The following is a 12,299-nucleotide window of genomic DNA, read 5'->3' as shown; positions in this document are numbered from 1 at the left end:
ATCCTCATCACCGCGGCGCTGGCCGTCGGCCTGGGCATGGCCGTCTCGCTCAGCGTCACCGGCTAGAGAGCAGCCCCGAAAGCTCGCCGAGGGCCGTGATCCGGAACACGCCTTCCGGGACGGCCGCCTCCGCGCCCGCGCGGTCGAGCCAGATGCCCGTGAGCCCCGCGCGGTGCGCGCCCACGGCGTCCACATCGAGCCGGTCACCGACATAGGCGACCTTGGACGGAGGAAGGCCCAGCGCCTCGCAGGCGGCCAGGAACGCGGAGCGGTCGGGCTTGGCGCAGCCGAGCCGGTCGGAGCACAGCAGCACCTCGAAGTGGTGCCGCAGCCCCAGCGCGCTCATCCTGCGCTCCTGGTGGACGGTGCTGGAGTTGGACAGGATGCCCTGCCGGTAGGGGAGCGCGTCCAGTACCGCGGCCACGTCGGGGAACGCCGTCCACGCGGCCTCGAACAGCACCTCGTACCGGCCGTACCAGGCGTCGGCGTCGCCGTCGCCGACCGGACGCCCGACGAACCCGCGGACGCGCCGCCGCCGCTGCTGCTCGTAGGTCAGCTCCCCGGCCGCGAACCGCCCGTACTCGGCGTCGGTGATCCGCCGCCACCGTTCCAGCGCCGCCTCGTCGGACGGCAGCCCCTCCGCCGCGAAATGCCGCAGCAGGCCCGCCCGTTCCGAGCCGGAGAAATCGAAGATCGTGTCATCGACGTCCCACAGCACCGCCTCGATCACACCCGCGAGCCTCTCATGAAAGGCTGGAGGCCATGAGCGGAGACCAGCCCGAGGCCGCGACGGAGCACCCCGAACTCTGGGGGTTCCTGGCGTCGCTGCGTCCCGGCGAGGTCCTTTCCGGCACGGTGGCCGCCATCGAGAGGTTCGGCGTGTTCGTGGACCTGGACGACGGCCCCGACCATCCCGTCTTCCCGGGCGTGGGCTTCGTGACCATCCCCGAACTGGCCTGGGAGCACTTCGACGACCCGGCCGACATCGTGCGGGTCGGGCAGCGGGTCACCGGCGAGTTCCTGCAGTTCGACACCACCAACGGCGAGGCCCGGCTGTCACTGCGCGCGCTGCGGCCCGACCCGTTCAAGGAGTTCGCGCGCCGTCACCACGCGGGGCAGAGCCTGGACGGCACGGTCACCAAGGTGGTCCCGTTCGGCGTCTTCGTCCGCGTGGCCGACGGTGTCGAAGGGCTGGTCAAGGGGGCGGACGACGCCGTACGGCCCGGTGAACGGGTCACCGTCGTCATCACCGCGATCGATCTGGAGCGCCGCACCCTCAAACTGGCCCGTTAGTGGCGAGGCGGGCCAGTTCGGTGCGGTTGGCGACGTGGAGCTTCGCGTAGACGTGGGCGAGGTGGGTCTTGACCGTGCCCCTGCTCATGAACAGGCGGGCGGCGATCTCGGGGTTGGACAGGCCCTGGACGGCGAGGTCGACGACCGACCGCTCGGTGGGGGTGAGGCTCTCCCAGCCTGAGTCGGGACGGCGCCGCGGCCCGCGTGCTCGGGCGGCGTAGGAGATCGCGTCCCGCAACTCCATGCAGCGGCCCTGGTCGAGGGCCTCGCCCGAGTCCGCGGCCAGTTCGTCGCGCAGGGCGGCCGTGGACGGTCCGGGGCCCGCTCCGGCCTCCGAGCGGGCGCGTTCCGCGGCGCCCGCCAGGATCCCGGCGGCCTTGCCCGTGCCGCGGCGCAGTGCCAGGAGGGCCAGCGACTCCAGGGAGTCGGCGCAGCACAGGACGAGGCCGTGCGCCGACGCGATCCGCAGGACCTCGTGGTGCAGGTCGAGCGCGCGTTCGGGGTCGGCGGCGCGGGCGAGGACCGCCCTCTGCTCGGCCACGGCCGCCCGGACGCGCGGCATCGAGCCGATCAGGGGAGAGCCCGCCAGGCCGTCCAGGATCTCCGCCGCGGCGGCCTCCTCGCCCGAGGCCCGCAGCGCCTCCGCCAGCACCAGCCGGGTGTCGGGGGCGAGGTGCTCGTCCTTCGGCTCGGCCCGCCACCGCCCTTCCCGGCGGCACCATTCCACAGCCTGGCCGGGACGGCCCCGGCCGAGCGCGAGCAGGGCCTTGACGCGTTCCCAGCCGGGGATGAAGACCGGTTCGCCGGAGTCCGCCACGAGACGGTCGATCGGGGCGATCGCGTCGGCGGCGTCCTCGACACGGCCCTGCAGCGCGCGGACCTCGGCCAGCACGCCGCGCGCCGTGCCGATCCGGTGGAAGTCGCGCAGCGGCTCGGCCGTCGCCACGGCGCGTTCGGCCAGGTCGGCCGCCTTCCTCAGGTCGCCCGACCTGGCCGCGGCCAGCGCGTGCCAGCCGAGACTGGAGGACGCCACGCCGCGGTCGCCGCGGCGCAGCAGCCCCTCCAGGGCGGGCTCGAAGCAGGCGATCGCCTCGGCGTACTCGTCGCGGAGCAGGTGGACGAGCCCGGCCAGCGCCAGCGAGGAGTCCGCGACGAACCCGTCGCCCGCTTCCAGGGCCTCGTCCCGGACGGCCATCGCCGCGGTGTGCGCGCCGTCCAGATCCGTGGCCAGCAGGCCGATGGCGGCGAGCGACCCGGCCAGGCGCCCGGCGGCGGGCGCGCCCGCCTCCGCCGCCAGCTCGCGCGCGGTCCGGGCGGTCTCGTACGCGTCCCCGCCCGCGAGCGCGGTGTCGGCGACCAGGGCCTGCGCCACGAGGACCTCCGCCTGCAACGCGCCGCGCTCGCCCGCCCCGCGCCCGGCGGCCAGGCGCAGCAGCCGGACGCCCTCCGGCCCGCGGCCCTCCAGGTGCCACAGCCACGCCATCGACGCGGCGAGCCGCCGTCCCCGCGCCGCGTCGTCGCGCGACAGTCCCCATTCGATGGCGGCGCGGATGTTGGCGTACTCGGCGCCAGCCCTGGCCCGCCAGGCGTCCTTGTCGGTGTCCAGCAGCGGGGCCAGCCCTTCGGCCAGCGACAGGTAGAGGTCAAGGTGCCGGTCGCGGACGGCGTCGGCGTCGCCCGCCTCGTCCAGGCGGGCCCGCGCGTAGGCGCGGACGACCCCGAGCATCCGGTAGCGCGCCACGGGTCCGGCCGTGTCGGCGACGACGAGTGACTTGTCGATGAGCCCGCGCAGGGCCTTCAGCAGGCGCCCCGGCGGCGGTCCGCCGAGCGCGGCGAGGCCCGCGACGGCGTCGGAGGCGAAGCCGGGCTCGAACGCGCCGAGCCAGCGGAACAGCACCCGCTCGTCCTCGTCGAGGAGGCGATGGCTCCACCGCATCGACTCTTCGAGCGTCCGCTGCCGGAACGCCGCGGTGCGCGCGCCGCCGTCCAGCATGGCGTACGGGTCGCCCAGCGAGTCGGCGATCTGCGCCGGTGACAGCGTGCCCGCCCAGCCGGCCGCCAGTTCCAGGGCGAGCGGGAGCCGGTCGAGCCGGTCGCAGACGCGCCTGGCACCGGCCCGCGCCTCCGCGCCGAGCTCCGTCCCCTCCGTCGTGCGGGCGCGTTCGAGGAAGAGGCTCAGCGCGTCGGACAGGTCCAGCGGCGGGACGCGCCACACCCGTTGACCGCCGATCCCGAGCGTGGCGCGGCTGGTGGCCAGGATCGCCACGTGCGGGCATTCCGCCAGGATCCCGGCGATGACGTGCGCCGCTCCGTCCAGGACGTGCTCGCAGTTGTCCACCGCGATGAGCGCCGAGCGTCCCCGCAGCGCGCGCACGAGCGCGGGCAACGGGTCCGTCCCCTCGGGGAGCGGCACGTCCAGCGCCCCGGCCAGCGCGCGGGCGACGCCGCCGTCCTCCGGTTCGTGCTCCAGGCCCGCCCAGAAGACACCGTCGGCCCAGGCCCCGGCCTGCTCCCGGCAGGCGCGGACCGCCAGCCGGGTCTTGCCGCACCCGCCCGGCCCGACCAGCGTCAGCGCGCGGCCGGCGGCGAGCAGGCCGCCGATCGCCGCCAGCTCGCCGGTCCGCCCGACGAACGACGTCAGCTCCTGCGGGACGCGGTCGACCTCGGACATCGCGGGAAGTCTGCCACCATCCGGGCCGCCGCGCCCACCTCGGCCACCGCGCCAGCGCATATCGGCCACCTGGCAGATGTTCCCGGGCCGCGCCGGCGACACCATCGAGGGAGACGGCGCCGCGAGGGCGTCCCGACCACAGGAGCACCACCATGACGACCACCACCGGCGGCCAGGCCCGCAAGGTCATCGCCAACATCTCCCTGTCGCTGGACGGCCGCGTGCACGGGCGCGGCGGCGAGTACGACATGGGCTGGATCGGCCCGCACGCCGTCTCCGACGCGCCGCGCGACCTGATGGTGCGGATGGCGGGCTCGGCCACCACGGTCCTGCTGGGCCGCAAGAACTACGAGGGCTTCGGCGGCTACTGGCCGGCCGTCGCCCAGGACGAGAGCGCCGAGCCCCGCGACCGCGAGATGGCGCAGTGGCTGGACGAGGTCGAGAAGGTCGTCTTCTCCTCGACGCTCACCGGCGCGCCCTGGAAGAACTCCCGGATCGTGAACGGCGACGCGGCCGCGGAGGTGCGGCGGCTGCGCGCGGAGCCCGGCGGCGACATGGTCGTGCTCAACAGCGTCAGCGTCATCAAGGCCCTGGTGGCGGCCGGGGAGCTGGACCGGCTGACGATCACCCTGTGCCCCGAGCTGGTCGGCGGCGGTGCGCGCCTGTTCGAGGACGGCGTTCCCCAGACGTCCTGGACGCTGACCGACCTGTCCACCTCCGGCACCGGCGCCATCTGCCTCACCTACGACAGGAAGCCCGCCGGGAGCTGACCCGGCCGTCGGTGAGAAGCTCATTCTCCGGAACAGGCAGTCATGATCTCGTGCCAGGTTTCGGTGCGGTGCCCGCGGGGGATGAGCGCGCCAGGCGGCGGCGCGGCGCCGTCCGGCCGCGACCTCGGCCGATCCTCGTTCTCGTATCCGGATGCTTGCTTCGCTCTTGCTGAGAATGTAGTTTTCAAGCGTCGGGGAGGTTTCCGGAGGCCCCGGCGTGCGCGCCGCGGGCGGGCACGGGTCGCTCACGACCAAGCGGGACACGCGCGTCGCGGTGTCGAAGGGAACGGTGCTGACGGTGAAGGACTACGAGGCGCTCGACTTCTTCCGGGGTGAGGAACTGGTCGAGGACCCCTACCCCTACTTCGAGGCGCTGCGCGGGCAGTGCCCGGTCCAGCGTGAACGCCACCACGACGTGGTGATGGTGACGGGGTACGACGAGGCGGTGCAGGTGTTCAACGACACCGATACCTTCTCCTCGTGCACGTCGGTGACCGGCCCCTTCCCCGGTTTCCCCGTCCCGCTGGAGGGCGACGACGTCTCCGAGCTGATCGAGCGGCACCGCGACGAGCTGCCGATGAGCGACCAGCTCCCGACGCTGGACCCGCCCGTGCACACCGCGCACCGCGGCCTGCTGATGAAGCTGATCACCCCCCGGCGCCTCAAGGAGAACGAGGGCGCCATGTGGCAGATCGCCGACGGGCTCCTGGACACCTGGCTGCAGGGCGACGAGGGCGAGTTCATCAACGGGTTCGCCGCGCCGTTCACCCTGCGGGTCATCGCCGACCTCCTCGGCGTCCCCGAGGAGGACCGCGAGGAGTTCGCCGACGCGCTGCAGCACGGTCCGCCCGGCGACGGCGGGGCCATCGGCGGCACCGGAGAGAAGAGCCTGGCGCACACCCCGCTCGAATACCTGTACGGGCGCTTCACCACCTACATCGAGGAGCGCCGCCGCGACCCCCGCGGGGACGTGCTCACCGGGCTGGCCACCGCGACCTTCCCGGACGGCTCGACCCCCGACGTCGGCGACGCGGTGCGGGTGGCGGCCAACCTGTTCGCGGCGGGCCAGGAGACCACCGTGCGGCTGCTGGGCTCGGCGCTCAGGATCCTCGCCGAGAACCCCGACCTGCAGCGGCTGCTGCGCGAGGAGCGCGACCGCGTTCCCAACTTCATCGAGGAGACCCTCCGGACCGACAGCCCGATCAAGGGCGACTTCCGGCTCTCCCGCGTGCCGACCACGGTCGGCGGGGTGGACATCCCCGCGGGCACCACGCTGATGGTGCTCAACGGCGCCGCCAACCGCGACCCGCGCCACTTCGACGACGCGCAGACCTTCGACGTCGGCCGCAAGAACGCCCGCCACCACATGGCGTTCGGGCGGGGCATCCACACCTGCCCCGGCGCGCCCCTGGCCCGCGCCGAGGCCCGGGTCGCCATCGAGCGGCTGCTGGACCGCACGACCGACATCAGGATCTCCGAGCGCGTGCACGGCCCGGCCGGCGAACGCCGCTACCGTTACATCCCCACCTACATCCTGCGCGGCCTGACCCACCTCCAGCTGGAGTTCACCGTGGCGGCCGAGGGCGAGGGCGAGAGCCGATGAAGGTCACCGTCGACGACGACCGCTGCCGGGGCCACGGCGTGTGCACCGCGCTGTGCCCCGAGGTCTTCACCCTGAACGACGACGGCTACACCGTGGTGGAGAACCCCGAGGTCCCGGCGGAGTTCGAGGACGCGGTGCGCGACGCCGTCGCGCAGTGCCCCGAACGCGCCATCACGGCCGTCTGACATCCACGGCAACCACCCAGCACAGCTTGAGGAGGGGCGATGCCCAAGGGGTACGTCATCTTGACCGAGGACATCAAGGACCCGGCCGGCATGGAGGCCTACAGCCGGGCGGCCGGAGCGGCGATGGCCGGCGGCGGGGTCACCGTCCTGTCGGTCGAGCGGACGCCGCAGGTCCTGGAGGGCGAGTGGCACGGCACCCAGACCGTCGTCCTGGAGTTCGAGTCGGTGGAGGCGGCCCGCGCCTGGTACGAGTCCCCCGAGTACCAGGAGGCCAAGAAGCTGCGTGAGGCCGCGGCCGACACCAACGCCGTGATCGTCTCCGGTTTCGGGGCGCCCGGGAAGGGCTGAGTCCCGGCGCCACCATCGAGCACGGAACGGCCTGGCCCGGCGCGGCCCGGCCGTGCCGACGCGCGGTCCGCGCGTAAGTCGAAGCCCGCGGTGCCCCCCTTGCCGCGGGCTTCGTCGTGCCCGAGGCCGCCCGCTCAGCCGGCCTCGGGCGGCAGGACGGCTTCCATGAGGCGGTGCATGGAGGCGCGGAAGGACTCGCGCGCGTGCGGGTCCGAGGGGCCGGACACGGTCCCGTCGAACTTCTGGATGCCTCCGACGACGAACCCCCGCAGGCACCAGTCGAGGATGTTCGTGCTCATCCGGTACTCGTCGGTGAGGTCCAGCAGGCGCGAGCCTCCGAAGGCGTCCGCGACGAGCCTGTAGATGGGCCTGCTGTAGCGCTCCTCGATGTCGGTGAGATCCGCCGCGTCGGACAGCGCTCGATGCGACCACAGGAAAAGCGACTCGGGGTGCTCGAAATAGAAGTCCATGTGGGCGTCCAGTAAAGCGTGCAGCCCCGCTCTGTCCCGCGACACCCGGGTCAGCGCCTCGCGGGTGATCTCCGCCAGTTCGTCATTGGCGTGCTGCATGGCCGCGTGGTAAAGCCCGGCCCTGCCGCCCGCCCTCATCACGGTCTCGCGGGTGACCCCCGCGGCTTCGGCGAGCATGTCCGTGGTGGTCCCGTCGTAGCCGAGGCTCGCGAAGAGCTGGAGGGCCGTCTTCAGCAGCCGGGCCCCAGCCTCGTCGTCAGAGCTCTCAAAACTCACATTTCACAGGGTAGCCCGGCCCGCCTCCCGCCCATCTTCGCGGCCGCACAAATTCTCCATTGCCGCAATCTGGCAAAGCATTACCCGCATAAAGGCGGCCGGACTTCGCGGGAAACAAAAACGCCGGACAGAAAGCGCGGATATGTGCGGGCCGGCCGATCTCGCACCCGGAATGCGCGATCCGTCCTGGAGTGTCGTGGGCCGGCTGTAGGATCCCCGGCCATGACTTCACCCCCGACCCCGCTGGACATGGCCGTGGCGCTCCTCCGCGAGGGACGCCCGATCGACGCTCAGGAACTCATGGTGCGCGAGCTCCAGAAGATCGAGCGCGAGCACGGGCGGGGCGGCCCCGCATGGGCGTCGGCCCAGTGCGACCTCGGGCACGTCCTGCTCAACTCCGACCAGTTCGACCGCGCCGCCGAGTGCTACCGCCAGGCGTGCTCGGGTCCGGTGCCCGCCGACCAGGAGCACCGCAAGGACCAGATCACCTACCGGCTCAACCTGGGCATGGCGCTGCAGCACGCCGGCCGCCTGGACGAGGCCGCGGACGAGCTGCGCCGCAACGTCCAGGAGCGCATGGCCTTCTACGGCCGCGAGCACGCCGGGTACGCCTTCGGCCTGGAGGCGCTGGCCGACGTGCTCTACCGCCGGGGCGACCTGCGGGAGGCGCTCGAGGCGGCCGAGGAGACCGTCGCCACCTTCTGGCGCGACGGCCACGAGCGCGTCGCCGGGGCGCTGGCGCAGCGGGCGGAGATCCTCAAGGCCGCCGGGTCCGAGGGGCCCGCCTTCACCGGCCTGGAGCCGCTGCCGGACGAGATCATCGAGCGCATGGCACTGGAGGCCGTGAACCGGATCGACCGCGCCGACCCGCAGACGGGCGCGGCCGTCCTCACCGATCTGGCCTCGCTGCTGGAGGCCCGGCTCGGCCCCGACCACCAGGCCACCCTCAACGCGCTGTCCACCCTGGCCAACCTCGGGCACCACCTCGGCGACCAGCGGATGCGGATCGAGACGATCCGGCGGGTGCTGGCCTCCTACGACCGCCAGGGCGCTCACGAGCAGGCGCTCATGACCGTGCTCGGGCTGGCGATGGCGTACGGCGACGCGGGCGACACCGACGCCGGGCTGCACGAGTACGCGCAGGCCCTGGCGCGGGCCCAGCGCATCGACCGGCCCGAGATGACCAGCCAGGTGCTGCGCAACTGGGGCCTGGCCCTCAAGGAGGCGGGACGGAAGGAGGAGGCGGAGCGGCGGCTGCGCGAGGCCGTCACCGAGGCGCTGCGCGGCGCCGACCACGAGATGCTCGGCCGCGCGCGGATCGCGCTGGGCCTGTTCCTCCAGCACGAGGAGCGGCTGGAGGAGGCGCGCTCGATCGTGTCGGAGGCGCTGGCGGGCATGGACCCGGCCCATCCGGACGCGGTGGTCGGCCGCAGCCATCTCGGCGCGATCGCGGAGGGCCGCTCGTGCGGCTGCGGCGACATGGGCGGCGCCGTCGCCGAGGCGTTCCGGCAGTTCGTCGTGCACCAGCTGCCCGCGGGGCTGCTGAGCAGGTTCGACGTGACGGTCGAGGACGGCGACTTCAAGATCCAGGTCGAGCTGAGCCGCGAGCCGGAGCCGGAGGAGCTGGAGCGTCTCGACCGGGTGATCCAGACCGGGTACGCCGACTTCAGGCGCCGCCTGACCGCCCGGGTCTGACGCCGTCCCGGGCGGACACCGGTCGCCTCGCGGACGTCGCCGGCCGGCCCTGATGCGGTCTATTCGGATTCCGCGACGGCGGCGGGCGGGCCGTCCACCTCACCGGGCCCCGCCTGCGGGCCGGCGGCCCGGGGCTCGGCGGCGGTGGCCTCGGTGCGCAGCTCCCGGACGGCGCGGATGATGGGGACGCAGGCGCGGAGCAGTCCGGCGAAGGCTCCCAGCACGTGCGCGGACGCGCCGAGGATGACGACGATGGAGCCGATCAGGGCCAGGACGCTGCTGACGGTCACGGGCTCACCTCACTCGATTCACTCGGTCCGCCGCGCGGGGCGTCCCGCGCGGCCGGGACATGCTTCATGCCGCGATTACGCCCGAGCCGGCGACCACCGGGAAATCCGGTTTCGGCGGTGGGCGGGCGGGAGCGCCGGTCGGCGGTCTACGGTGAGATCTCCGGTCCGGATCCGGTGGCCGGATCCCGGCCGGATCCGGTGGCGGGGCGGCGGCGTCCAGAGACGGAAACCGAGGAACACGCACGGGATGCGCGAGAGGGCCGAGTCGGGGGACGACGCTCGCGTTCCGGACGCCGGGGACACGAGCGGCTGGCAGGGCAGTGCACGCGAGCGCAGCGCCCGCGAGTTCAGCGCGCAGGAGCTCGACGCGCGGCGCGCCGGGCCGCCCGAACAGCGGGAATGGCAGGGCCGCGAGCGGGACGCCTTCGCGGCGCGCCTGGCCGAACTGCTGCGGGCCTCGGGCCTGACCCAGCAGCGGGCCGCCGAGCACGTCCGGCAGCGCTGGCCCGGCGCCGCCTGGAAGGTGACCGCGCAGCGGATCAGCGACTGGAAGCTCGCGCGCGACCTGCCGCGCCCCGAGCCGCTGAAGGGCCTGCTACGGGTCCTGATCGAGCAGGCCCGCCGCCGTACCGCCGACCCGGCCCGCCTCACGCCGGGCCTGCTCAGCGAGGAGGTGTGGCAGCGGTGGTGGCGTGCCGCCGAGGCGAGCCCGGCCCGCCGGGACGCGCCGGACGCCGGACGCGGCGGGCCCGACGGCGAGCGGAGCGTCCCGCCGGGCGCGGTCAGGAGCCGCGAGGCGCGGCCGCTGCTGCTGGGCGTGCACCGTCCGATCGAGGCGGACGGCGCGGACGCGGACGCGCTGCCCTCCTACGTGGCCCGCGATGTCGACGAGGATTCCGGCGGCCTCCGGGCCCGGGTGCGGGCCGCGGCCGGGCGGGGCGGGTTCGTGCTGCTGGTGGGCGAGCCGTCGGCGGGCAAGACCCGTACCGCCTACGAGGCCGTGCTGGGCCTGCTGCCGGACTGGTGGGTGCTGCACCCGCGCGACGCGGCCGAGGTCGACGCCTTCGCCCGCCGCGTCCCTCCGGCGGGCCGGGTGGTGGTGTGGCTGGACGACCTGGAGGGGGTGCGAACTGTTCGCCTGTGAGGTCGGTGTAGTGAACATGCGGGTGATCAAGTGATCCGGCTTGACTTTCTGTATTGGTCTCTGTACTTTCGGTAGCGCGATCTGGGACGCCGGGTTCGATGTCAGCGTGCGGGGCCCCCTTTCCACCGGAGTGATGGTCTGGGGCCTCCCCGTCGCCTCTGGTCGAGCCCACCTGGCCAGGTCGCGTAGGGAACCGGCCTCCCGGGAACGGACCACGCACAGGATGCGTGTCGCCGCCTCGGGGTCGAGTACGCCGGGGACCAGTGCGTCCAAGACCGTTCGGGGCGCGCGGCTGAGCAAGTTATGCACAGTCCTTAGGAACGGTATCTCGACGGCCCGCACGGGCTCACCGCCGCCACGGTGCGCGCGCTGCTGAACGCCGAGGGCCCGGTGCTGCTGATCGCGACGATGCGGTCGCGGCGCTACGCGTCCGGCTCGGGCGCCGCGTCCGGTGCGGCCGGCGCCGGTGCGGACGGGCGGCCGGTGCTGGGGCTGGCCGAGGTGGTTCTGCTCGGCGCACGCCTGAGCGGGGAGGAGCACCCCCCTCAACGGCGGGGTCAGGGCGCTCGCGCCCGTGGGCTCGCCGAGCGGCGGAATGGGCGAGGTGGCCGGGTACCGCGTGGCCGACTACCTGCTGCGGCACGTCCGCCGACTCCGCGAGGCGGAACCCGGCCCCGGCGCGCTGTGGGACGCCTTCGTCGCGCACGCGACCGACCCCGATGACCTGCGCAGGCTCGCCGACGCGGCCGAAGCGCGAGGTCTCCACCAGAGCGCCGCACAGCTGAAGGAGGCCGTCGCCTCCGCGGGCTGAACCGGATGCGCCCGGCAGCCCGATTCCGCATACGGTGGCGATCAGCACGGCGAGCCCGCGCGGCCTGGTGGAGGCCGCCCGCTACCGGCCGAACGTGATCGTCCGGACCGAGGGCCCCGGTGACGAGGAGAACGCCTGGGCGGGCCGTGACCTGGCCATCGGGGGCGAGGTCGCCCTCACCGCCCGGTTCCTCTGGGGACCCGGCAGGTTACGGTCGCGTCATGAGTGACCGTGTGCTGTACCTGGTGTGCTGTGGAGCCCCGCCCGCGGGGTACGCCGTCCAGGCCGTCGACCTCGCACGCGCGCGCGGCTGGGACGTGTGCGTGATCGGGACGACCGCCGCGACGAAGTGGCTGGACGTCCCCGCCCTGACCGAGGCGACCGGCCATCCGGTCCGGACCGACTACAAGGCCCCGGACGAGCCCGACGTGCTGCCGCCCCCGACGGGCATCCTGGTCGCCCCGGCCACGGTCAACACCATCAACAAGTGGGGCGCGGGCATCTGCGACACCCTGGCGCTCGGGCTCATCGTGGAGGCGATCGGGCTCGGGCTGCCGATCGCGGTGATCCCGCACAGCAACCGGTACCACGCCGCGCATCCGATGGTGGAGGTCAACCTGAACCGCCTCCAGGAGTGGGGCGTGCGCGTCGTCGGGGACATACGGACCCTGCACGAGCCGTCGCAGGGCAATCCGGAGGCGTTCCCCTGGGCATCGGGGCTCGACGCCCTGGAGCGCCCCTGA

14 protein-coding genes are annotated in these 12,299 nt (G+C 73.7%); 10 read left to right on the top strand and 4 right to left on the bottom strand.

Features of this window, described 5'->3' with window-relative positions; translation table 11 throughout:
* Positions 1-55 precede the first annotated feature (55 nt).
* On the bottom strand, positions 56-730 hold the full coding sequence (locus ACZ466_RS09975) for an HAD family hydrolase (protein WP_378290093.1): 675 nt from the start codon (positions 728-730) through the stop codon (positions 56-58).
* A gap of 32 nt (positions 731-762) precedes the next feature.
* On the opposite strand from ACZ466_RS09975, the gene ACZ466_RS09970 reads away from it, so the two are divergent.
* Complete coding sequence (locus ACZ466_RS09970) at positions 763-1,293, top strand: S1 RNA-binding domain-containing protein (RefSeq protein WP_378290091.1); 531 nt, start codon at positions 763-765, stop codon at positions 1,291-1,293.
* Here ACZ466_RS09970 and ACZ466_RS09965 read toward each other — a convergent pair.
* Positions 1,277-3,964 carry a helix-turn-helix transcriptional regulator gene (locus ACZ466_RS09965; protein ID WP_378290089.1) on the bottom strand — a complete coding sequence of 896 codons (2,688 nt, stop codon included), beginning with the start codon at positions 3,962-3,964 and terminating at the stop codon, positions 1,277-1,279. The genes ACZ466_RS09970 and ACZ466_RS09965 overlap by 17 nt on opposite strands.
* Before the next feature lie 152 nt (positions 3,965-4,116).
* On the opposite strand from ACZ466_RS09965, the gene ACZ466_RS09960 reads away from it, so the two are divergent.
* From ACZ466_RS09960 to ACZ466_RS09945, 4 genes are all read left to right on the top strand, one after another.
* A complete protein-coding gene (locus tag ACZ466_RS09960; protein WP_378290087.1) occupies positions 4,117-4,734 on the top strand; it encodes a dihydrofolate reductase family protein in 618 nt (205 codons plus the stop codon).
* Positions 4,735-4,951: 217 nt separating this feature from the next.
* On the top strand, positions 4,952-6,337 hold the full coding sequence (locus tag ACZ466_RS09955; RefSeq protein WP_464043250.1) for a cytochrome P450: 1,386 nt from the start codon (positions 4,952-4,954) through the stop codon (positions 6,335-6,337).
* Positions 6,334-6,522 (top strand): ferredoxin, encoded by a 189-nt coding sequence (locus tag ACZ466_RS09950; RefSeq protein ID WP_378293465.1) that lies wholly within the window; start codon positions 6,334-6,336, stop codon positions 6,520-6,522. Before ACZ466_RS09955 ends, ACZ466_RS09950 begins: the two co-directional genes overlap by 4 nt.
* Before the next feature lie 39 nt (positions 6,523-6,561).
* The gene (locus ACZ466_RS09945) at positions 6,562-6,870 is read left to right on the top strand and encodes a DUF1330 domain-containing protein (protein WP_378293467.1); all 309 of its coding nucleotides are present in this window, start codon (positions 6,562-6,564) and stop codon (positions 6,868-6,870) included.
* Between the two features lie 134 nt (positions 6,871-7,004).
* Here ACZ466_RS09945 and ACZ466_RS09940 read toward each other — a convergent pair whose 3' ends face one another.
* Positions 7,005-7,616, bottom strand: coding sequence for a TetR/AcrR family transcriptional regulator (locus tag ACZ466_RS09940; protein ID WP_378293469.1), 612 nt, complete (start codon positions 7,614-7,616; stop codon positions 7,005-7,007).
* A gap of 222 nt (positions 7,617-7,838) precedes the next feature.
* Here ACZ466_RS09940 and ACZ466_RS09935 point away from each other — a divergent pair, with 222 nt between their 5' ends.
* Positions 7,839-9,311 carry a tetratricopeptide repeat protein gene (locus tag ACZ466_RS09935; protein ID WP_378293471.1) on the top strand — a complete coding sequence of 491 codons (1,473 nt, stop codon included), beginning with the start codon at positions 7,839-7,841 and terminating at the stop codon, positions 9,309-9,311.
* 59 nt (positions 9,312-9,370) lie between these two features.
* On the opposite strand, the gene ACZ466_RS09930 is transcribed toward ACZ466_RS09935, so the two are convergent.
* A complete protein-coding gene (locus ACZ466_RS09930; protein ID WP_378293473.1) occupies positions 9,371-9,601 on the bottom strand; it encodes a hypothetical protein in 231 nt (76 codons plus the stop codon).
* A 247-nt stretch (positions 9,602-9,848) separates the two neighbouring features.
* Between ACZ466_RS09930 and ACZ466_RS09925 the strand changes: the two genes are divergently transcribed.
* The 4 genes from ACZ466_RS09925 (at position 9,849) to ACZ466_RS09910 (ending at position 12,299) form a co-directional block, all read left to right on the top strand.
* On the top strand, positions 9,849-10,745 hold the full coding sequence (locus ACZ466_RS09925; RefSeq protein WP_378293475.1) for a hypothetical protein: 897 nt from the start codon (positions 9,849-9,851) through the stop codon (positions 10,743-10,745).
* A gap of 574 nt (positions 10,746-11,319) precedes the next feature.
* Positions 11,320-11,556, top strand: coding sequence for a hypothetical protein (locus ACZ466_RS09920; RefSeq protein WP_378292087.1), 237 nt, complete (start codon positions 11,320-11,322; stop codon positions 11,554-11,556).
* A gap of 34 nt (positions 11,557-11,590) precedes the next feature.
* Positions 11,591-11,785: a hypothetical protein gene (locus tag ACZ466_RS09915; protein WP_378292085.1), complete on the top strand. Its 195-nt coding sequence runs from the start codon at positions 11,591-11,593 to the stop codon at positions 11,783-11,785.
* A complete protein-coding gene (locus ACZ466_RS09910; RefSeq protein ID WP_378292083.1) occupies positions 11,778-12,299 on the top strand; it encodes a flavoprotein in 522 nt (173 codons plus the stop codon). Before ACZ466_RS09915 ends, ACZ466_RS09910 begins: the two co-directional genes overlap by 8 nt.

The organism is Actinomadura rugatobispora (genome assembly GCF_055379765.1).
The sequence above is the reverse complement of the archived record's forward strand: the minus strand, read 5'-3'. Positions and strand labels throughout refer to the sequence as shown.

What these genes read in the sequence shown, in the direction of transcription:
- ACZ466_RS09970 (WP_378290091.1), top strand. Translation starts at nt 763, where the DNA reads ATGAGCGGAGACCAGCCCGAGGCCGCGACGGAGCACCCCGAACTCTGG.
- ACZ466_RS09965 (WP_378290089.1), bottom strand. Translation starts at nt 3,964, where the DNA reads ATGTCCGAGGTCGACCGCGTCCCGCAGGAGCTGACGTCGTTCGTCGGG.
- ACZ466_RS09960 (WP_378290087.1), top strand. Translation starts at nt 4,117, where the DNA reads ATGACGACCACCACCGGCGGCCAGGCCCGCAAGGTCATCGCCAACATC.
- ACZ466_RS09950 (WP_378293465.1), top strand. Translation starts at nt 6,334, where the DNA reads ATGAAGGTCACCGTCGACGACGACCGCTGCCGGGGCCACGGCGTGTGC.
- ACZ466_RS09945 (WP_378293467.1), top strand. Translation starts at nt 6,562, where the DNA reads ATGCCCAAGGGGTACGTCATCTTGACCGAGGACATCAAGGACCCGGCC.
- ACZ466_RS09935 (WP_378293471.1), top strand. Translation starts at nt 7,839, where the DNA reads ATGACTTCACCCCCGACCCCGCTGGACATGGCCGTGGCGCTCCTCCGC.
- ACZ466_RS09925 (WP_378293475.1), top strand. Translation starts at nt 9,849, where the DNA reads ATGCGCGAGAGGGCCGAGTCGGGGGACGACGCTCGCGTTCCGGACGCC.
- ACZ466_RS09910 (WP_378292083.1), top strand. Translation starts at nt 11,778, where the DNA reads ATGAGTGACCGTGTGCTGTACCTGGTGTGCTGTGGAGCCCCGCCCGCG.